Origin of the sequence: Nocardia cyriacigeorgica (genome assembly GCF_010868145.1) — a bacterium.
In the GTDB taxonomy this organism is placed as follows: domain Bacteria; phylum Actinomycetota; class Actinomycetes; order Mycobacteriales; family Mycobacteriaceae; genus Nocardia; species Nocardia cyriacigeorgica_D.
In genome coordinates, this window is the sequence record NZ_JAAGUY010000009.1 from 173,411 (window position 1) to 190,968 (window position 17,558).

General features: G+C 67.2%; 19 protein-coding genes. 9 read left to right on the top strand and 10 right to left on the bottom strand.

The genetic code is table 11. The features are described from left to right. The first annotated feature begins 119 nt into the window (after window positions 1-119). From GV792_RS13840 to GV792_RS13865, 6 genes are all read left to right on the top strand, one after another. Window positions 120-704: an FKBP-type peptidyl-prolyl cis-trans isomerase gene (locus tag GV792_RS13840; protein WP_163824492.1), complete on the top strand. Its 585-nt coding sequence runs from the start codon at window positions 120-122 to the stop codon at window positions 702-704. Between the two features lie 251 nt (window positions 705-955). Continuing rightward, window positions 956-2,347, top strand: a complete 1,392-nt coding sequence (tig, locus tag GV792_RS13845; protein WP_163824493.1) for a trigger factor — start codon at window positions 956-958, stop codon at window positions 2,345-2,347. A gap of 183 nt (window positions 2,348-2,530) precedes the next feature. Beyond that, window positions 2,531-3,118 carry an ATP-dependent Clp protease proteolytic subunit gene (locus GV792_RS13850; protein ID WP_163824494.1) on the top strand — a complete coding sequence of 196 codons (588 nt, stop codon included), beginning with the start codon at window positions 2,531-2,533 and terminating at the stop codon, window positions 3,116-3,118. 32 nt (window positions 3,119-3,150) lie between these two features. Beyond that, complete coding sequence (locus GV792_RS13855; RefSeq protein WP_163824495.1) at window positions 3,151-3,819, top strand: ATP-dependent Clp protease proteolytic subunit; 669 nt, start codon at window positions 3,151-3,153, stop codon at window positions 3,817-3,819. A gap of 514 nt (window positions 3,820-4,333) precedes the next feature. After that, window positions 4,334-5,614: an ATP-dependent Clp protease ATP-binding subunit ClpX gene (gene clpX, locus GV792_RS13860; protein WP_163824496.1), complete on the top strand. Its 1,281-nt coding sequence runs from the start codon at window positions 4,334-4,336 to the stop codon at window positions 5,612-5,614. Between the two features lie 140 nt (window positions 5,615-5,754). Beyond that, window positions 5,755-6,165 carry an Ig-like domain repeat protein gene (locus GV792_RS13865; protein ID WP_163824497.1) on the top strand — a complete coding sequence of 137 codons (411 nt, stop codon included), beginning with the start codon at window positions 5,755-5,757 and terminating at the stop codon, window positions 6,163-6,165. 108 nt (window positions 6,166-6,273) lie between these two features. Here the strand turns inward: GV792_RS13865 and GV792_RS13870 are convergent, their stop codons facing one another. The 3 genes from GV792_RS13870 to GV792_RS13880 are packed head-to-tail and all read right to left on the bottom strand — an operon-like array spanning window position 6,274 to window position 7,509. Next, window positions 6,274-6,651 (bottom strand): nuclear transport factor 2 family protein, encoded by a 378-nt coding sequence (locus GV792_RS13870; RefSeq protein WP_163824498.1) that lies wholly within the window; start codon window positions 6,649-6,651, stop codon window positions 6,274-6,276. Window positions 6,652-6,695: 44 nt separating this feature from the next. Beyond that, window positions 6,696-6,905 carry a hypothetical protein gene (locus GV792_RS13875; RefSeq protein WP_163824499.1) on the bottom strand — a complete coding sequence of 70 codons (210 nt, stop codon included), beginning with the start codon at window positions 6,903-6,905 and terminating at the stop codon, window positions 6,696-6,698. Beyond that, entirely contained in the window at window positions 6,898-7,509 is a 612-nt protein-coding gene (locus GV792_RS13880) for a dihydrofolate reductase family protein (RefSeq protein ID WP_163824500.1), read from the bottom strand. Before GV792_RS13880 ends, GV792_RS13875 begins: the two co-directional genes overlap by 8 nt. A gap of 191 nt (window positions 7,510-7,700) precedes the next feature. Here GV792_RS13880 and mihF point away from each other — a divergent pair, with 191 nt between their 5' ends. After that, the gene (gene mihF, locus GV792_RS13885) at window positions 7,701-8,015 is read left to right on the top strand and encodes an integration host factor, actinobacterial type (protein WP_163824501.1); all 315 of its coding nucleotides are present in this window, start codon (window positions 7,701-7,703) and stop codon (window positions 8,013-8,015) included. Between the two features lie 89 nt (window positions 8,016-8,104). Then, complete coding sequence (locus GV792_RS13890; RefSeq protein ID WP_163824502.1) at window positions 8,105-8,770, top strand: TetR/AcrR family transcriptional regulator; 666 nt, start codon at window positions 8,105-8,107, stop codon at window positions 8,768-8,770. Window positions 8,771-8,785: 15 nt separating this feature from the next. On the opposite strand, the gene GV792_RS13895 is transcribed toward GV792_RS13890, so the two are convergent. From GV792_RS13895 to GV792_RS13915, 5 genes are all read right to left on the bottom strand, one after another. Beyond that, complete coding sequence (locus tag GV792_RS13895) at window positions 8,786-9,277, bottom strand: DUF3237 domain-containing protein (RefSeq protein WP_163824503.1); 492 nt, start codon at window positions 9,275-9,277, stop codon at window positions 8,786-8,788. Further along, window positions 9,274-9,744: a nuclear transport factor 2 family protein gene (locus GV792_RS13900; protein WP_218581198.1), complete on the bottom strand. Its 471-nt coding sequence runs from the start codon at window positions 9,742-9,744 to the stop codon at window positions 9,274-9,276. Before GV792_RS13900 ends, GV792_RS13895 begins: the two co-directional genes overlap by 4 nt. A 109-nt stretch (window positions 9,745-9,853) precedes the next feature. Continuing rightward, window positions 9,854-10,693 (bottom strand): formate dehydrogenase accessory sulfurtransferase FdhD, encoded by an 840-nt coding sequence (gene fdhD, locus GV792_RS13905; RefSeq protein WP_163824504.1) that lies wholly within the window; start codon window positions 10,691-10,693, stop codon window positions 9,854-9,856. Further along, the gene (locus tag GV792_RS13910) at window positions 10,690-12,984 is read right to left on the bottom strand and encodes an FdhF/YdeP family oxidoreductase (protein WP_163824505.1); all 2,295 of its coding nucleotides are present in this window, start codon (window positions 12,982-12,984) and stop codon (window positions 10,690-10,692) included. The genes fdhD and GV792_RS13910 overlap by 4 nt, the downstream gene beginning before the upstream one ends. Before the next feature lie 100 nt (window positions 12,985-13,084). After that, the gene (locus GV792_RS13915) at window positions 13,085-14,269 is read right to left on the bottom strand and encodes an FHA domain-containing protein (RefSeq protein ID WP_163824506.1); all 1,185 of its coding nucleotides are present in this window, start codon (window positions 14,267-14,269) and stop codon (window positions 13,085-13,087) included. A gap of 239 nt (window positions 14,270-14,508) precedes the next feature. Here GV792_RS13915 and GV792_RS13920 point away from each other — a divergent pair, with 239 nt between their 5' ends. Next, entirely contained in the window at window positions 14,509-15,030 is a 522-nt protein-coding gene (locus GV792_RS13920; RefSeq protein ID WP_175582931.1) for a GNAT family N-acetyltransferase, read from the top strand. 53 nt (window positions 15,031-15,083) lie between these two features. Here the strand turns inward: GV792_RS13920 and GV792_RS13925 are convergent, their stop codons facing one another. Both GV792_RS13925 and GV792_RS13930 read right to left on the bottom strand, forming a co-directional pair. After that, window positions 15,084-16,640 carry a glycerol-3-phosphate dehydrogenase/oxidase gene (locus tag GV792_RS13925; RefSeq protein WP_163824507.1) on the bottom strand — a complete coding sequence of 519 codons (1,557 nt, stop codon included), beginning with the start codon at window positions 16,638-16,640 and terminating at the stop codon, window positions 15,084-15,086. Window positions 16,641-16,758: 118 nt separating this feature from the next. Further along, window positions 16,759-17,409 carry a TetR/AcrR family transcriptional regulator gene (locus GV792_RS13930; protein WP_163824538.1) on the bottom strand — a complete coding sequence of 217 codons (651 nt, stop codon included), beginning with the start codon at window positions 17,407-17,409 and terminating at the stop codon, window positions 16,759-16,761. Window positions 17,410-17,558 lie beyond the last annotated feature (149 nt).

Consider the following 17,558-nt stretch of genomic DNA (forward strand, 5'->3'; position numbering starts at 1 on the left):
CCCAGTACTTCGGGCACAGTTCGGCCTCACTGCGGGTGCGCGGCGGAGTCGGAGGCTCGTCTGCCTTCGTCTGTGGCCTGCGGCAGCTACGGACGATGACGTCGATTAGGGTGCGCGGCATGCCTACCTCCGCCAGGATCATCGGTATCGCCACCATCGCCGCCGCCGCGTTCGCGCTGGGCGCCTGCGGCTCGGACGACAGCTCCGGCACCGACGCCGCGGCCACCACCAGCGCGGCCACCACCAGCGCCGCGGCCGCTACCGGTGGGAACACCGCCAAACCGTCCACCGGCCGCGCATGCACCGCCGACGACATCGGCGTGACCGGCGGTTTCGGTGAGGCCCCCACCATCACCATTCCGGACGATTGCGACGCACCGACCGAACTGATCGTCAAGGACCTGGTCGTCGGCTCCGGCCCCGGCGCGCAGGCAGGCCAGGAACTGGAGATGAACTACACCCTGGTGACGTGGTCGGACAAGCAGAAGCTGGACAGCTCCTTCGACCGCGGCCAGCCGTTCGATCTGACGCTCGGTGCGGGCATGGTCATCCCGGGCTGGGACCAGGGCCTGGAAGGTGTGCAGGAGGGTACTCGGCGGCTGCTGATCATCCCGCCGGACCTCGGCTACGGTGCGGGCGGTAACGGCATCAAGCCGAACGAGACCCTTGTCTTCGTCACCGATGCGGTCGACGTGCCGGATTGATCTGCCGCTGGCGCGGCGTGTTCGCGGCCCCTTGGCCGGGCCGCGAACGGGCTCCTCGAGGTCGCCGTGGGTCGTGCGTTGCCCGGTGATCTGCTGTTTCTCCGTATCTCGTGACGATGTATCCGGCGCGCTGGGCCGATACCCAACGACCGATTGCAGGACGTGGGCACCGGTCGACTAACCTTGCGGGGATGCGATCGGGGGGACCACCGACGTCAACGACCAATGAACTACGAACAAGGAGCATGTCCGTGAAGAGCACCGTCGAGCAGCTGAGCCCGACCCGGGTCCGGATCAATGTCGAGGTGCCCTTCGAGGAGCTGAAGCCGGACTTCGACAAGGCCTACAAGGCCCTGGCCAAGCAGGTCCGTATCCCCGGCTTCCGCCCGGGCAAGGCACCGGCCAAGCTGCTCGAGGCCCGCCTCGGCCGCGGCGCGATCCTGGAGCAGGTCGTCAACGACGTGCTGCCGGCCCGCTACAGCGAGGCCGTGACCACCTCCGAGGTGAAGGTCATCGGTCAGCCCGAGATCGAGATCACCAAGATCGAAGACGGCGAAGAGCTGGCCTTCACCGCCGAGGTCGACGTTCGCCCGGAGATCACCCTGCCCGACTACAGCACCATCGCGGTGACCGTCGACGCGATCACCATCGGCGACGACGACATCGAGGAGCAGCTGCAGTCGCTGCGTCAGCGCTTCGGCACCCTCACCGGCGTCGAGCGCGCCGTGCAGGAGGGCGACTTCATCTCCATCGACCTGTCGGCCACCGTCGACGGCGAGGACGTCCCCGAGGCCTCGACCACCGGGCTGTCCCATGAGGTCGGCTCCGGCCAGCTCATCGAAGGCCTTGACGAGGCCGTGGTCGGCCTGTCGGCCGGTGAGTCCAAGGAGTTCACCTCCACCCTGGTCGCGGGCGAGCACGCGGGCAAGGACGCCGTCATCACCGTCACCGTCGCTTCGGTCAAGGAGCGCGAGCTGCCGGAGGCCGACGACGAGTTCGCCCAGCTGGCCAGCGAATTCGACACCCTCGACGAGCTGAAGACCGATCTGCGCGGCCGCGTGGAGCGGGTCAGGAAGGTCGAGCAGGCCGGCGATATCCGCGACAAGGTGCTCGAGCAGCTGCTCGAGCAGGTCGAGGTGCCGCTGCCCGAGGCGGTGGTCAAGGCCGAGATCGACGCCGTCGAGCACGACGCCGTGCACGGCTTCGACCACGACGAGGCCAAGTTCGCCGAGGCGCTCGAAGCCCAGGGGTCCAGCCGCGAGGAGTTCGACAAGGACACCAAGGAGGCCGCCGAGAAGTCGGTGAAGACCCAGCTGCTGCTGGACGCCATCGCCGAGGCCGAGGGCACTCAGGTCGGCCAGGAAGAGCTCACCGAGCGCATCCTGTTCCAGGCCCAGCGCTACGGCATGTCGCCCGAGCAGTTCATCCAGCAGGTGCAGCAGGCGGGCCAGCTCGGTGCGGTGTTCGCCGACGTGCGCCGCGGCAAGGCGCTGGCCGGTGTGGTCGGCCAGGCCACCGTCACCGACTCCGACGGCAACGCCGTCGACACCACCGAAATGTTCGGTGGGCCGGAGGATTCGGCCGAGGAGACCGCTGAGGCCACCGCCGAGACCGTCGAGGCTTCGGCCGACGACGAGAAGTAAGCCGAGCGGCGAAGAACCATTGAGAGACCAGCGTGATGGGGCCCTTCAGGGGTTTGTGATTGCGCTGTGAGCGAAGAAGGGCGGTACCGGGAGTTCGGTGCCGCCCTGCTTCGTTAATGTTTGTGTCAGCAACGAGCCGGCGAGAGAAGGCAGGTATCCGTGACAATCAACCAGGCAGGGGTCATGACATCCGCGACTGCTGGTCTCAACCTCAGTGATTCGGTGTACGAGCGCCTGCTGCGTGAGCGCATCATCTTCCTCGGCACCCAGGTCGACGACGACATCGCGAACAAGCTCTGCGCGCAGATCCTGCTTCTGACGGCCGAAGATCCGACCAAGGACATCGCGCTCTACATCAACTCGCCGGGTGGCTCGGTGACCGCCGGTATGGCCATCTACGACACGATGCAGTTCGCCGAATGCGATATCGCGACCTACGGCATGGGTCTCGCCGCATCGATGGGCCAGTTCCTGCTCACCGCGGGGACCAAGGGCAAGCGTTTCGCGCTGCCGCACGCGCGCATCATGATGCACCAGCCCTCGGCCGGTATCGGTGGTTCGGCCGCCGATATCGCGATCATGGCCGAGCAGTTCGCGCACACCAAGCGGGAACTGAACGAGCTGCAGGCGCTGCACACCGGTAACTCCATCGAGCAGGTGACCGCCGACGCCGACCGTGACCGCTGGTTCACCGCGACCGAAGCCAAGGACTACGGCTTCATCGATCACGTGATCACCCACGCGAATCAGGCCAACGGCGCAGGCCACTGAGCGGACACCCTTACAAGACTTTGGAGACGAAGATGGCCAACCTGATCGACCCCCGCGCAGGCCTGTCCGGTATCGCGCCGGCGAGCCCGCAGGCCCGCTACATCCTGCCGTCGTTCATCGAGCACTCGAGCTTCGGCGTCAAGGAGTCCAACCCGTACAACAAGCTGTTCGAGGAGCGCATCATCTTCCTCGGCGTGCAGGTCGACGACGCCTCGGCGAACGACATCATGGCCCAGCTGCTGGTGCTCGAGTCGCTCGATCCCGATCGCGACATCACCATGTACATCAACTCGCCGGGTGGCTCGTTCACCTCGCTGATGGCCATCTACGACACCATGCAGTACGTGCGTGCCGATGTGGCCACCGTCTGCCTCGGCCAGGCCGCCTCTGCCGCGGCCGTGCTGCTGGCCGCCGGTACCCCCGGTAAGCGCGCCTGCCTGCCCAACGCACGCGTGCTCATCCACCAGCCGTCGCTGGAGGGTGGCATCCAGGGGCAGGTGTCGGATCTGGAGATCCAGGCCGCCGAGATCGAGCGCATGCGTCGTCTGATGGAGACCACGCTGGCCCGGCACACCGGCAAGGACGCCGACACCATCCGCAAGGACACCGACCGCGACAAGATCCTGACGGCCGAGGAGGCCAGGGAATACGGGATCATCGATACGGTGTTCGACTACCGCAAGCTCAGCGCACAGAAGTAATTGGCGGCGCCTGCGGCACCGCGTGTTCGCGGCCCCTTTGTGTCTCGCGTCTCCGCTACCGCTGCTTGCCTTCGGCTTGCGCAGCGGCAGCGGAGACGCGAGACGGGCCGCGAACTTTGTGCCCGGTCTCGCTTCGCTCGAAAATTGAGGTGTGACCGGCACATGTCAAGACCGCGGTCCAGCCGGGCCGCGGTACGGCTGGGTCGTTCGGCGTCGGGTGTCGGCGACACGCGCGGTTGCTGAGCTGTTGCGCGTGGCGCGGACAGTCCAGCTACCGGGCGGATCAGGTGAATCATGGTGAGAACCCGCACAACCCCGGCGAGAAACATGCGCGAGTTGTCGACCTGTATCGCGCACACCGGGTACGGTCGTCCTAGGGACCTTTGCTCCCGGTTGACAGCAGTGCACCACCACCCGGATACGGTCGACGGATTCAACGACACCTCCCACTGGTGGCGGAAAGCTGGCAACTGGATGGACGGTTGCACGCGAACAAGGAAGTAGGACCCACGAGATGGCGCGCATCGGTGATGGCGGCGATCTGCTGAAGTGCTCGTTCTGCGGAAAGAGTCAGAAGCAGGTCAAGAAGCTCATTGCGGGACCCGGGGTGTACATCTGCGACGAGTGCATCGACCTGTGCAACGAGATCATCGAAGAGGAGCTGGCCGAGTCCAGCGAGGTCAAACTCGATGAGTTGCCCAAGCCCGCCGAGATCCGGGATTTCCTGGAGAACTACGTGATCGGGCAGGACACGGCCAAGCGCACGCTCGCCGTCGCCGTTTACAACCATTACAAGCGCATCCAGGCAGGCGACAAGGGCCGCGACAGCCGCGGCGAGAGCGTCGAGCTGGCCAAGTCGAACATCCTGATGCTCGGCCCCACCGGCTGCGGTAAGACCTATCTGGCGCAGACCCTGGCCAAGATGCTCAATGTCCCGTTCGCCATTGCCGATGCCACCGCGCTCACGGAGGCGGGTTACGTCGGCGAGGACGTCGAGAACATTCTGCTGAAGCTGATCCAGGCCGCCGATTACGACGTCAAGCGCGCCGAGACGGGCATCATCTACATCGATGAGGTCGACAAGATCGCCCGTAAGAGCGAGAACCCGTCGATCACCCGTGACGTCTCCGGCGAGGGTGTGCAGCAGGCGCTGCTGAAGATCCTGGAGGGCACCCAGGCCAGCGTGCCGCCGCAGGGCGGGCGTAAGCATCCGCACCAGGAATTCATCCAGATCGACACCACCAACGTGCTGTTCATCGTGGCAGGCGCGTTCGCCGGGCTGGAGAAGATCATCTCCGACCGCACCGGTCACCGCGGTATCGGCTTCGGCGCCGAGGTCCGGTCCAAGGCCGAGATCGACACCACCGACCACTTTGCCGAGGTGATGCCCGAGGATCTGATCAAGTTCGGTCTGATCCCGGAGTTCATCGGCCGGCTCCCCGTCGTGGCGTCGGTGACGAACCTGGACAAGGATTCGTTGGTCAAGATCCTTTCCGAGCCGAAGAACGCGTTGGTCAAGCAGTACATCCGGCTCTTCGAGATGGACGGCGTCGACCTCGAGTTCACCCGTGACGCGCTCGAAGCCGTCGCCGACCAGGCCATCCTGCGCGGCACCGGTGCCCGCGGCCTGCGCGCCATCCTGGAGGAAGTCCTGCAGCAGGTGATGTTCGACATCCCGAGCCGCGACGATGTCGCCAAGGTTGTCGTCGATGCCGACACCGTCAACGACAACGTGCTTCCGACCATCGTCCCGCGCAAGCGCGAACGCGCCGAGCGCCGCGAGAAGTCGGCCTGAGTTCATAGTGAAACGGCCCGTCCACGCTGTGGACGGGCCGTTTATCGTTTCGGGGCGGAGTTGGCGATGACGGCCTCTACGAGGTGTCGATCGTTGTAGGGTCGGTGCACCTGCAGGCGGCGCACAACGAGGAGCGGCCGATGTCGAAGCGTTTCCGAGCCCGCAATCTGGCCGCATCGGCCGCGCTCGCCGCGGCGGCGGCATCGGTCGTGGTGGTCACCGCGCCTACGGCGGCGGCCACTGTCACTCAGGTCAGTGTGATGCCGGACTTCTCGTTCGGGCCGATCACCAATTACGGCACCACCTGCCAGTACACGGTGCGGGCGCGGCTGACCGAGGGAGTGACGCCGGTGACCTTCTACGACAACGGCCTACCGTTCGCCACCGTCGCGCCGACCGACGGGGTCGCACTGGTCACCTGGACCCCGACCACCCGAGGCCGCCACACTCTGCAGGCGGTTCAACCGACGACAGGTGCGGATCTCGCGCCCTGGGTCCAGGTCGACGTGGGCGTAGGCATGCACATCGGATACTCCTGCCTCGTCATCTGACAACCCCTGCATCGATCAGGGCACAATGCCGCGCGGCGATCACTGCCTCGGTGGTCGGGTACGCCGTGGCGCCGTGGCGGTGCCTGAGCGCCTGGTCGGCGCCGCGGATCAGGCGGGTTCCATGCTCAGATCGTCCTGGCCCCAGTACGCGCGCATGTGGGTGATCCGACCCTCGTCGTCGAACTCCATTACGTCGATCGGGTGCAGCGTCATGCGCTGACCACCCGCGATCGTGACGAGAGTGAACATGAATGCCGCGTGATTGCCGACGATGCGGATCGAATCGGCGTGGATCGACGTTTCGCGCTCCAGGTTTGCCAGGATGCTGTAGAACTCGCGAATCGCGTCGTGGCCCTGCTTCGGCGGGGTGCCGATCGGGTCCTCGACGATCGCGTCGGGTGCGTAGAGCGCGACGATGTCGTCGGTGGGACCACTGCCGACCAGCTTGACGTACTGCTCGACCACATCGCGGATCTGCCGTGCCATGGGAACTCCTGCCGAATTGGAACGTGTTCTAGTTCGGCACGATATCAGTCCAGGTGCACCGCCGCGGCGGGAACGGACCGACCCTGTAGTTGTCGCATCCGGTGGGATTCGGTGACGGCCGGTGGTGTTCCGGTCCGCGCCCGGTGCCGGAGATCGTCGTTGATCTCCCTGGTTCGCCGTTGAACCTTGATCCATGCGGGTGCTTCTGCTGATGTGTCGCTTCCTGCGGCGTCGTTGTTACGTGGGTCACTCACCGACCAATCCGTACTCCGGTACTCCCTCCATGCGGTAGGTCGACATGATCAGGCCGGTCGAACTCGCGCGGGACTCGGTGAGCCGGAATCCGGTGGGGCGCAAGCCATCGGTGAACAGGCGCTTGCCGTGGCCGAGCACGATGGGGGCGGTGACCAGATACACGGTGTCCACCAACCTGGCGGCCAGCAGGCTCTGTCCGAGACTGCCGCTGCCGTGCAGCTGTACCTCACGCCCTGGGCGATCTTTGAGAGCGCTCACCTCCGTGATCAGGTCGCCGCGCAGAATCTCGGTGTTCGACCATTCCGCCCGATCGAGGTGAGTGCTGACGACGAATTTGGGCAGCGCATTCAGCTTCACCGGCACCACGTCGTCGCTATCGGTGATCTTGGGCCAGTATCCGGCGAAGATGTCGTAGGTGCGCCTGCCGAGCAGGAATGCGTCGGCCCGGTCGAATACGGCATCGATGTAGGCCCCGAATTCGTCGTCGATGAAGGGTGCCAGCCATCCGCCCTGGGTGAAGCCGCCGGCCGGATCTTCCTCGGGTCCGCCGGGGGCCTGGTAGACGCCGTCGAGAGTGACGAACTGGGTCAGTGACAGCTCCATCGGTCCGGTCCTTTCCTGCCTCGCCCGGTCGGTTCGGGCTCGTTATGGGTTCCGACGGGCCGCGGCGCGGAAAATCATCGCGTTATCCACCATGTTCTTCCCCGGTGTGTCGGGCGTACCTTGTCGGTACGGTGATGTTGAATCGGTCCGGTCAACCAGATGTTCGAGTGACGAGTGAAAGCGGAGGAGACATGGCACTGCCTACCATGACCGCGGAACAGCGCACTGAAGCGTTGGCCAAAGCGGCTGCGGTCCGCAAGGCGCGCTCCGAACTGATCGGCAAAGTGAAGTCGGGCAAGGTCTCGGTAGCGGATCTGCTGAAGAAGGCCGACTCCGACGACCTGGTCAAGAAGACAAAGGTCGCGGCCGTCATCAAGGCCCTTCCCGGCGTCGGCCCGGTCAAGGCGGCGAAGCTGCTCGACCAGGCGGAGATCCCCGAGGATCGTCGTATCGGCGGTCTCGGCGCTCGCCAGCGCGCCGCCCTGCTCGAGGCCCTCGCCGACTGAGAATCCGGCGCTGAGCGTCCGTGCGACGAGTTTTCCGCGACGGACGCTCAGGTCGGCGCGAGTTCCATGCCTGGCATACGATCGACCGTATGGTGATCGATCGACCGTCCGCGGGTGCTCTCGGGGCGACCGCTCGACCCTCGCCTGCGGATGGTCGGCTAGCTCGAGGCGTACGCTCCAGAGCACTGATCACCCGGCGCGCGGTCGAGATCGCCTCCATCGACGGACTCGACGGGGTCAGCTTCGGCAAGCTCGCTGATGACCTCGGCATCAGCAAAGCCGGCATTCAGACGCTGTTCCGGACCAAGGAGCAGTTGCAACTGGCCACCGTCGAAGCGGCGGGCGAGCTGTTCGCCGAGGCGGTCGTTCGTCCGGCCGAGCACGCGCGGACCGGCGTGGATCGGGTCCGCGCACTGGTTGTGCAGTGGGTCGCCTACGCCAGTGCGCCATTACTGCCCGGCGGGTGTTTCTGGACCGCAAACCTTCCCGAGTACGACAGCCGTCCCGGAGCCATCCGCGACCTGCTGGTCCGCCAGCGTCGGTGGTGGCGAACGCTTCTTGCTGACGAAATCGCCGCGGCCGTTGCCGCCGGTGAGGTCGCCACCACGGATGCCGACTTGGGTGCGTTTCAGATCGTCGCGGTGCTCGATGCTGCCAATATTTCGCTGCGGCTGGGGGATTCGAGTGTGATCGATCTGGTGAATCGGGTCGTCGACGGCGTTCTCCACAGCTCCGGCGACACGCACCGCGGGTAGCAGTCGCCGTCGGTATCAGACGAGTTGCGCCACCTGGTAGGCGATTCCGCCCTCGACCGGATATCCGGAACCCACACACACGAGGTCGTTGAGCCACGAATACCGCCGTGCCCCGGTCTCGAACAGCGGGTTTGTCCGGAAGTAGTACTGCGATGGGTCAACGAGGTGGCGTGCGCTCGGATCGGCGATTGCGTTCGCGAGGTCCGCGGGGATGATCCAGCGGCCGCCGTAACTCATGGAGATCAACGCGCCGTCGTCGGTGCGCAAGGTGAGCCGAACATCGAGGGTCATAGAACCGTCGCTACGGAATCTCGCCCAGTCGCCGCCGCCCGGTAGCACCTCGCCCGCGAGTCGTTGACCGGTGAACGACCCGCCCGCTGCGCCGAAGAATACGGCGTGACCAGCTGATCCGCCGATGCGTAGTGGGTCGTTCAGATCGACGACGATGTCGAAAAGCGGGATGGTGGTGAGTGCCGGCAGTTGGCGGATGCGCGGGTCGGCGGTCATCGGTTCGGCTCCTCGAACAGCCTGCGGCGGGCGGTGTCGGTGGACACGCCCGACTGTGAGCAGAGTGTGGACAGGTCGAAGAAGAAGCGTTCGCCAGCGATCAGGTCGTCGGCGAAGGTGAACTGGATGAATACCGGGACCTCGGCCCGCGCGCCGTTCGGGATGTCCCCGAACCATGTGCCCGTCAACGTCATTCGCGCGGCACCCCAGCAGATCAGCGTCTCGGTCCCGGTTTCGGTGTCGATGCCCTCCGCGTGCCCGTGCAGGCGCACCTCGTAGTCGGGGAAGGACCGGAAGAAACCGCGAAGTGCCGCTTCGTTGGCTGTGGTTCCGCGTGTGATGGTGCCGAATGCCGGAGCCTCGAGCACCACGTCGGGGTGGAGTAGCCGCATCGCGGTCGTGAGGTCCTGATTGCTCTTGGCGTCTGCGAGCTGTTGGGCCAGCTCGAACATTCTTGTGCTGTGCATGCGTGTACCTCCGGAGGGTGCCTGGCGCGGCGGCAATACAAAAATACGTCCGGTCGTATGTATAAATCAAGAGTAGTCTGCCAGCGTCGAGATGACGGGAGATCCGTCCTCAGGCGGACCGGGAGTTCGCCGTGGGAGCGGTGTTGATCCGGTCGGGGTGGGTGTAGATGTTCATGGTCTCGCCGCGGACGAAGCCCGCGAGGGTGAGGCCGGATTCGGCGGCGAGATCGACGGCCAGCGAGCTGGGGGCCGAGACCGCGGCCAGCAGGGGGATGCCCGCCATGACGGCCTTCTGGACCAGTTCGAACGATGCGCGGCCGCTCACGACCAGAACCACCTCACCGGCCGGGATCCGAGCCTCGCGGACCGCCCAGCCGACCACCTTGTCCACGGCATTGTGTCTGCCGATGTCCTCCCGGACCGCGAGTGCGGCGCCATCCGGGGCGAACAGGCCCGCCGCGTGGAGTCCTCCGGTGGCGTCGAAGACCGACTGCCGGGCGCGTAGCGTGTCCGGCAGGCCGGCCAACGTGTCGACGTCGACCAGCACCTCGGGTGCCGGCAGGGGGAACCGAGTCCGGGTGCGGACCTCCTCCAGCGCGGACTTGCCACAGAGCCCGCAGGCGCTGGTGGTCAGGAAATTCCTCGTGTGCACCGGGGCCGGAGCGCGCAGGGTGACATCGAGAACGTTGTAGGTGTTGCGGCCTTCATCGTCGGTACCTGCGCAGTAGCGCGCGGCGACGATGTCCTCGGCGGCGCCGATCACCCCCTCGGCGAACAAGAATCCGTGCACCAGATCGATATCGCTGCCAGGTGTACGCATGGTGATCGTGAGCGGCTCGCCGTCCACGCGAATCTCCAGCGGCTCCTCCACGGCCAACGTGTCGGGGCGCTGGACCAGGCCGGCGGGAGACACGCGCTGCATTCGGCGGCGGGCGGTCACGCGACTCATGAGCGGGCCCGTTCGAGTCGGATGGTGACCGCCTTCGCCACGGGCGTGTTCGATCTGGCCGCGACATGGTCGAGCGGGATCAGCGGATTGGTCTCCGGATAGTAAGCGGCGGCATTGCCGCGTGGGGTCGAGTAGCCGACGATCCGGAAACCTTCGACCCGGCGCGCCACACCGTCGCTCCACTCCGACACCAGATCGACGAGCTCTCCGTCGACGAAACCGAGTTCGGCAATATCCTCGGGATTGACCAGCACAACCTTGCGGCCACCGTGCACGCCGCGATAGCGGTCCTCCAGCCCATAGATCGTGGTGTTGTACTGGTCGTGGCTGCGCAGTGTCTGCAGGATCAGCCTGCCCGGCGGCACCGGCAGCCAGGTCAACTCGTTGACCCCGAAGTTGGCCCGCCCGGTGGCGGTGCGGAATTCGCGCGCGTCGCGAGGCGGGTGCGGGAGCACGAAACCGTTGCGCTGCCGGACCTTTCGGTTGTAGTCGGCACAGCCGGGCACGACGCGCGCGATGGCATCGCGGATGAGGTCGTAGTCGCGGTGGTATTCGGCCCATGGCACCGGATGATCCGGGCCGAACAGGCGCTGCGCGAGTTCGCAGACGATGGCGACCTCGCTGCGCAGCTGCTCGCTCACCGGGTGCAGCCGACCGGTGGACAGATGCACCATCGACATCGAATCCTCGACCGACACCTGCTGTTTCACACCGTTCTGCAGATCGAGGTCGGTGCGGCCGAGGGTGGGCAGGATCAGGGCGGTGCCGCCGTGCACGACGTGGCTGCGGTTGAGTTTCGTGGAGACCTGCACGGTGAGATCGCAGGCGCGCAGCGCGGCCTCGGTCACCTCCGTGTCGGGTGTGGCGGCCACGAAATTACCGCCCATACCGAAGAACACCCGCGCCTTGCCGTCGCGCATGGCACGAATCGCGTTCACGGTGTCGAAGCCGTTGGCACGCGGGCTGGTGATGCCGAACTCTCGATCCAGCGCGGCCAGAAATGATTCCGGCATCTTCTCCCAGATGCCCATGGTGCGATCGCCCTGCACATTGGAGTGCCCGCGCACCGGGCACACCCCGGCCCCCGGTTTACCGATCATGCCGCGCATCAGCAGTAGATTGGTGGCTTCCTCGATGGTGGCGACGCCGTGGGTCTGCTGGGTCAAGCCCATGGCCCAGCAGACGATGATCCGTTCGGATTCGGCGAACAGCCGCGCGGTGCGGTCGAGTTGCTCACGGGTCAGTCCGGTCGCCTGTTCGACGATATCGAGATCGACAGCGCGGAGCTGCTTTTCGTACTCGGCGAAGCCCGCAGTGTGCTCGTCGACAAACATCCGGTCGACCACTGTGCCCGGTGCGCGATCCTCGGCCTCGAACAGCAGTCTGCCCAGACCCTGGAACAGCGCCATATCGCCGCCGAGGCGAATCTGCAGGAAATCGTCGGCGATCGGCACACCCGTGGTGAGTCCGCGCACCGTCTGCGGGTCGCGGAATCCGATCAGGCCGGTTTCGGGCAGCGGGTTGACCGCGATGATGCGGGCGCCCGCCGCCTTGGCGTCGGCGAGGGCGCTGAGCATCCGTGGATGGTTGGTGCCAGGGTTCTGGCCGGCGACGATGATCAGATCGGCCGCGGCGAAATCGTCGATGGTCACCGAACCCTTGCCGATGCCGATCGAGCCGGTCAGCGCCGTGCCCGAGGATTCGTGGCACATATTGCTGCAGTCGGGCAGGTTGTTGGTGCCGAAGCTGCGGACCAGTAGCTGGTAGAGGAACGCCGTTTCGTTGGCGGTGCGGCCGGAGGTGTAGAACACCGCTTCGTCGGGGCGGTCGAGGGCACGCAGCCGGTCGGCGATCAGCTGGTAGGCGTCGTCCCAGGCGATGGGACGGTAGTGGTCATCGCCGGGGCGCAGCACCATCGGGTGGGTCAGTCTGCCCTGCCTGCCCAGCCAATACCCGGACTTGTCCGCCAGCTCGATGACCGAGTGTGTGGCGAAGAACTCCGGCGTGACGGTGCGCGTCGTCGCTTCCTCGCCGACCGCCTTGGCGCCGTTCTCGCAGAACTCGGCGGGCCTGCGGTGTCCGGTGGGTTCGGGCCAGGCGCAGCCGGGGCAGTCGAAGCCGTCGACCTGATTGAGTCGCGCCAATGTGCGGGCCGTGCGCACCACACCCATGTCCTCGACGGCCCGCTTCAGCGCGACCGCCACCGCGGTGACGCCTGCCGCTTGCTGCTTCGGCGGGGTCACCGACAGTGCGGACTCATCGATGTCCTCGGTCGGCCCTGTGCGGTGCATGGGGCCCATTGTGCCCCTGCCTGCCTTCGCGCGAGCGGAGACCGGCAGGCGTGTGCGTCGCGACCGAGCGGGCAGCCCGATGAGCAGGACAGTCTGCGAGCTACTTGGTGGTGTCGACGCCTTCGGAGGCGGAATCGGCACCACCGCCGTTGTAAGTCAACACGCGTTCGCTGATCCGGATGCGGCCGCCCGGTGGGAGTTCGGTGGGTGTCTGGCCGACGCGAGTCCACTGCGGGGAGTCGGGGGTGGCCAGGAAGGTACCGGAGGCGGTGCCGGCGTCGCGGACGAAGACTTTGCCGCGGTCCAGTGAGACGAAGGCATGCACCCGCGAGATATGGCGATCGCGCTGCAGGACGATCGGGGAGGCCGTGGCACGGCGGACCGATTCGTCGGCGGACGGACCGCGGCCGATGACGTAGGGGCGGTCGAGCGGATAGGTGGCGCCGTCCTCGGCGACCAGCACGCCGGGGGTCTGTGCGTTCGGCGTCGCGCCGACCGCGAGGCGTGGGCGGCGGCGGACCGTGTCCTGTGTGCCCGGCTTGTGCAGGGCCACCGGCTCCGGTGGATCGGATCGGAGTGCGGATGGGGCCTGTGACCAGGCCAGGGACACCGCCTGGGTGCCCTCGGGCCTCGGGCCGGCGCGATGTCGCGCGGCCGCCGACGGTGTGTTCTTCACGGGTGGGGCCGCGCTCGTAGACGGATGCTGGTCGGGTTCGGCGTCGGCGGCGGCGAACCCGGCGGGCGCGGTGGCCACCGGGGCACCTCGTGTCGCGGGTGTGGCGGTACGTACTGCGGGCTTACGTCCACTGCGTCGGACTCCGGCACGCAACACGAATCCGCCGCCGGGAACAACGCCTGCCCGCAGGTCGGTGCGCGGATGCTCGGTGACCGAACCGCCGGCATCGGGCCCGATGGAGATGGTGCGGAAAGGTTCGCGCACGATCTCGTCCACCCAGGTGAAGGCGCGCGAACCGGTCAGTCGTCTAGCTCCCTCCGCACCGTCGATCATGGCGGCTACCGAGCCGCGCAACAGCACGAGGGTGCCGTCATCGGTGGGGGCGAGCACACCGAACGGCGGCGGTTCCGAACCCGCGCCGAATACCACCGCGGCCAGCCGCTTGGCAATGGCCGCACCCGGATGTTCGGTTGCCGCCACAGCCTCCACCGCGCCGAGAATCCGCTCGGTGGAGGCGGTTTCGCCGCCGATATAGACGATGACGTCGTCGAATCGCGCCACCAGGCCATCGCCCGGCGCGACGCCGACTGTGGATGATCTGCCGCGCACTCGCGCCTCCTTCCTGGCGCACCACCGGGTCCAGCATAGAGGCCGCGCGCGGGGTGGACCGGGGGATGAACGCGGCCGATGCGGGGATGTTTGCCGTTCGGGAGCGGCCCGACGGCATCGGTGCAGGTGAGGGGGAGAAGGCCGGGTCGCAGGCCGCGATCGCCCGAGAATCTGGCAAACGCATCGAGTCCCGCGATTCATGAAGGTCGCGAGATCAGAGGCCTACTACCGTGGGTTGGGTGATCCGCGCCGCCGTCCTGGCCGACCTGCCACTGCTCCAAGACATCGAACGGGCGGCGGGTGCCCCGTTCGCCGCCATCGGCATGACCGCGGTCGCCGAGGACGAACCGCCGAGCATCGACACCCTGCGCGGGTTCGTCGACGCCGGCCGCGCCTGGGTGTGGGCCGACCCCGCGGGAACACCGGTCGCCTACTTGATCGTCGCCGTCGTCGACGGCAGCGCCCACATCGAGCAGGTCTCGGTGCACCCAGCGCGCGCGGGCCGGCGGATCGGCAGGCGCCTGATCGATCACGCGGCACGCTGGGCCGGAGAACAAGGCCTGCCCGCGATGACCCTGACCACCTTCACCGAGGTCGGCTGGAACGGCCCGTACTACGAGAGCATGGGCTTCCGTTACCTGTCCGCCGACGAGGAAACCCCAGGGCTGCGCGCGATTCGCGCCGCGGAAGCCCGCCACGGCCTCGATCGCTGGCCCCGCGCGGGCATGCGTGCCGAGTTAGCCGCCTGGGTCGAGCACTGACCGCTGCTACTGAGCGGATCGACCCGAACGAGCTGCCCTGCCGTCGAGATCGCTCAGTCGGCTCGACCCACCGCCAACGCTTCCGCGGCTGCGGGCAGGGCGGCCTCTCGGTCGCCGGCGACCAGGCCGATGCGGGTGCGTCGGTCCAGCAGGTCGGACACGTCCATCGCCCCCTCGTGGGTGATGGACCAGGCGAATTCGGCGCGGGTGACGTCGATTCCGGGGGCAACCGGCTCGAGCTGGGCCGGGTCGGCTTCGGTGTGGGCGAGCACCGCGGTCGCTTCCGAACCGAAGCGTTCGATCAGCACCGGCGGGGCGGCGATCTTGTCGCGGGCGGCGCCGGACACCGCGCCGACCAGGGGTAGGCGTGTGGTGCGGCAGCGGCCTGCCGTGAGTCCGGCGTGGGTGACGGCGGCGTCGACGGTGTCTTCGGCCATCTTGCGGTAGGTGGTGAGCTTGCCGCCGACAATGGTGATGAGGCCGTTGGGGGAGTGCAGGACCGCGTGCTCGCGGGAGATGTCGGCGGTGCTGTCGGTGCCGGTTTTCAGCAGCGGGCGCAGACCGGCATAGCCACCGCGAATATCGGCGCGGGTGAGCGGTTCCCGCAGTGCGGCGTTGATGGTGTCGAGCAGGAAAACGATCTCGGAATCGGTGGGCTTCGGTTCGTCGGGGACCGGACCGGGGGCGTCCTCGTCGGTCAGGCCGAGGTACACCCGCCCGTGTGCGGCGGGGAAGGCGAAGACGAAACGGCTGGTGCTGCCGGGTACCGGCACCGTCAGCGAGGCGCTGAGCCCGCCGAAGGCCGCGGCGTCGAACACCAGATGGGTGCCGCGGCTCGGTCGCAGTTCGATACTCGGGTCGACCTGGTCGGCCCACACGCCGGTCGCGTTGACCACGGCGCGGGCGCGCACGGTCAACGTCTCGCCGGTCCGGGTGTCGCGCAGCGTGGCGGATTCACCGGTGGCCGCGGTGACCTCGACCCGCGTCAGCACGGACGCACCGGCCGCGGCGGCGGTGCGTGCGAGCGCTACGACCAGCCGGGCGTCGTCGACCAATTGCCCGTCCCAGGCCGTCAACCCGCCGCGCAAACCGTCCCGGCGCACCGTCGGTGCCAGCCGCAGTGCCTCCGCCGCGGCCACCCGCCGCGAACGCGGCAGCAGGCTCGCGGGTGTCCCCGCGCCGCGCCGCAACAGGTCACCGGCCAGGAATCCCGCTCGGACCAGCGAACTCTGCGCCATGCCGAGCTCGGGCAGTAGCGGTACCAGCTGTGGCAGCGGTCGCACCAGATGGGGTGCGGTGGTGCGGATCAGGATGCCGCGCTCCACTGCGCTCTCATGCGCGATGCCGACATGCCCACCTGCCAGGTACCGCAGCCCGCCGTGCACCAGTTTGGAACTCCATCGGCTGGTGCCGAAGGCCAGATCGTGCCGCTCCACCAGCACCGTGCGCAGGCCGCGGGCCGCGGCGTCGAGCGCGACGCCCGTCCCTGTCACGCCGCCACCGATCACCAAGACGTCGATGTCTGCCGCGTCGCCGAGTGCTGCCAATTCGCGCTCTCGTCGCTGCGCGTTGAGCGCGGAATCGCCGGTGCGTACCGAATTCTGTGTCATCACGGTCCTTGTTGTCGGTCGGACATGGTGGTTCATTGGTGGGGTGCGCGGTCGACCGCAGCTCGCGGAGTTCGTGACCACCTCGGTGCGGCACATCGACGCCGCACCGATGGCTGGTTCATCCGCGTGTGTCATCCCGGCGCGAGTGGTCCGGCGGTGCTGCGTTGGAGGTGCCTGGCCGCGGAGTCAGGTAGCCGTCGATGGCGCGCGCGAGTTCGGCATCGAGGGCGGCGCCGTCGAGCAGCCCGGACACCGTCTCGGCCGATTGCACCACCGATTGCGCGATGAGCAGCAGCATGGTGGCCATCTGCTCGGGATCGCCGTCGCGGACCGAACCGTCGGTCCTGCCCTCGCGGATCGCGGTGGCGAACAGCTCGATCAGATGACGCTGGTTACGGCCGAGCCTGCCGAAGACGTAGGTGAGCATCAGATCGGTGTCGGCGCGGAAGATCTTGCGGAACAAGGGGTTCGCCCGCACCGCGGCCGCTCCCGCGACGATCCCGTCGACCAGGCGACGTCGCACCACACCGTCGGTGGGCATGGCGGTGGTGAGGATGTCGCCCAACTCGCGGACCAGCAGTTCGGCCACCAGCGAGCCGGTGTCGGGCCAGCGTCGATAGACGGTGGGCCTGCTCACCCCCGCACGGCGCGCGACCTCGGTGAGCGTGGTGCGCCGCACCCCGAACTCCGCCACACAGGCGCGGGCGGCGTCGAGGATCGCGAGGTCGATGGCCGAAGGTTCGGCGTCGGGCTCGTCGGAGACGGTCATGGGTTCACCACCGGATTCCAGGCGTGCCACCGGGTGTCCTGTGGCATGCGATTGTGCGCGTTTATGGTTACTGCTTGACAGTCTATGTCAAACTGTAACGCATGGTCGATTCTCAGCAGGCTACCGGCGCCGAACCGGATCCCGTGGCG

Bases quoted from the DNA above. Each gene is read 5' to 3' on its own strand.
- GV792_RS13850 (WP_163824494.1), top strand. From the start codon at position 2,531: ATGACATCCGCGACTGCTGGTCTCAACCTCAGTGATTCGGTGTACGAG.
- GV792_RS13930 (WP_163824538.1), bottom strand. From the start codon at position 17,409: ATGACCGTCTCCGACGAGCCCGACGCCGAACCTTCGGCCATCGACCTC.
- GV792_RS13870 (WP_163824498.1), bottom strand. From the start codon at position 6,651: ATGGCACGGCAGATCCGCGATGTGGTCGAGCAGTACGTCAAGCTGGTC.
- fdhD (WP_163824504.1), bottom strand. From the start codon at position 10,693: ATGAGTCGCGTGACCGCCCGCCGCCGAATGCAGCGCGTGTCTCCCGCC.
- GV792_RS13925 (WP_163824507.1), bottom strand. From the start codon at position 16,640: ATGACACAGAATTCGGTACGCACCGGCGATTCCGCGCTCAACGCGCAG.
- GV792_RS13890 (WP_163824502.1), top strand. From the start codon at position 8,105: ATGGTGATCGATCGACCGTCCGCGGGTGCTCTCGGGGCGACCGCTCGA.
- GV792_RS13840 (WP_163824492.1), top strand. From the start codon at position 120: ATGCCTACCTCCGCCAGGATCATCGGTATCGCCACCATCGCCGCCGCC.
- GV792_RS13900 (WP_218581198.1), bottom strand. From the start codon at position 9,744: ATGCACAGCACAAGAATGTTCGAGCTGGCCCAACAGCTCGCAGACGCC.
- mihF (WP_163824501.1), top strand. From the start codon at position 7,701: ATGGCACTGCCTACCATGACCGCGGAACAGCGCACTGAAGCGTTGGCC.
- GV792_RS13855 (WP_163824495.1), top strand. From the start codon at position 3,151: ATGGCCAACCTGATCGACCCCCGCGCAGGCCTGTCCGGTATCGCGCCG.
- GV792_RS13865 (WP_163824497.1), top strand. From the start codon at position 5,755: ATGTCGAAGCGTTTCCGAGCCCGCAATCTGGCCGCATCGGCCGCGCTC.
- GV792_RS13880 (WP_163824500.1), bottom strand. From the start codon at position 7,509: ATGGAGCTGTCACTGACCCAGTTCGTCACTCTCGACGGCGTCTACCAG.
- GV792_RS13895 (WP_163824503.1), bottom strand. From the start codon at position 9,277: ATGACCGCCGACCCGCGCATCCGCCAACTGCCGGCACTCACCACCATC.
- clpX (WP_163824496.1), top strand. From the start codon at position 4,334: ATGGCGCGCATCGGTGATGGCGGCGATCTGCTGAAGTGCTCGTTCTGC.
- GV792_RS13910 (WP_163824505.1), bottom strand. From the start codon at position 12,984: ATGCACCGCACAGGGCCGACCGAGGACATCGATGAGTCCGCACTGTCG.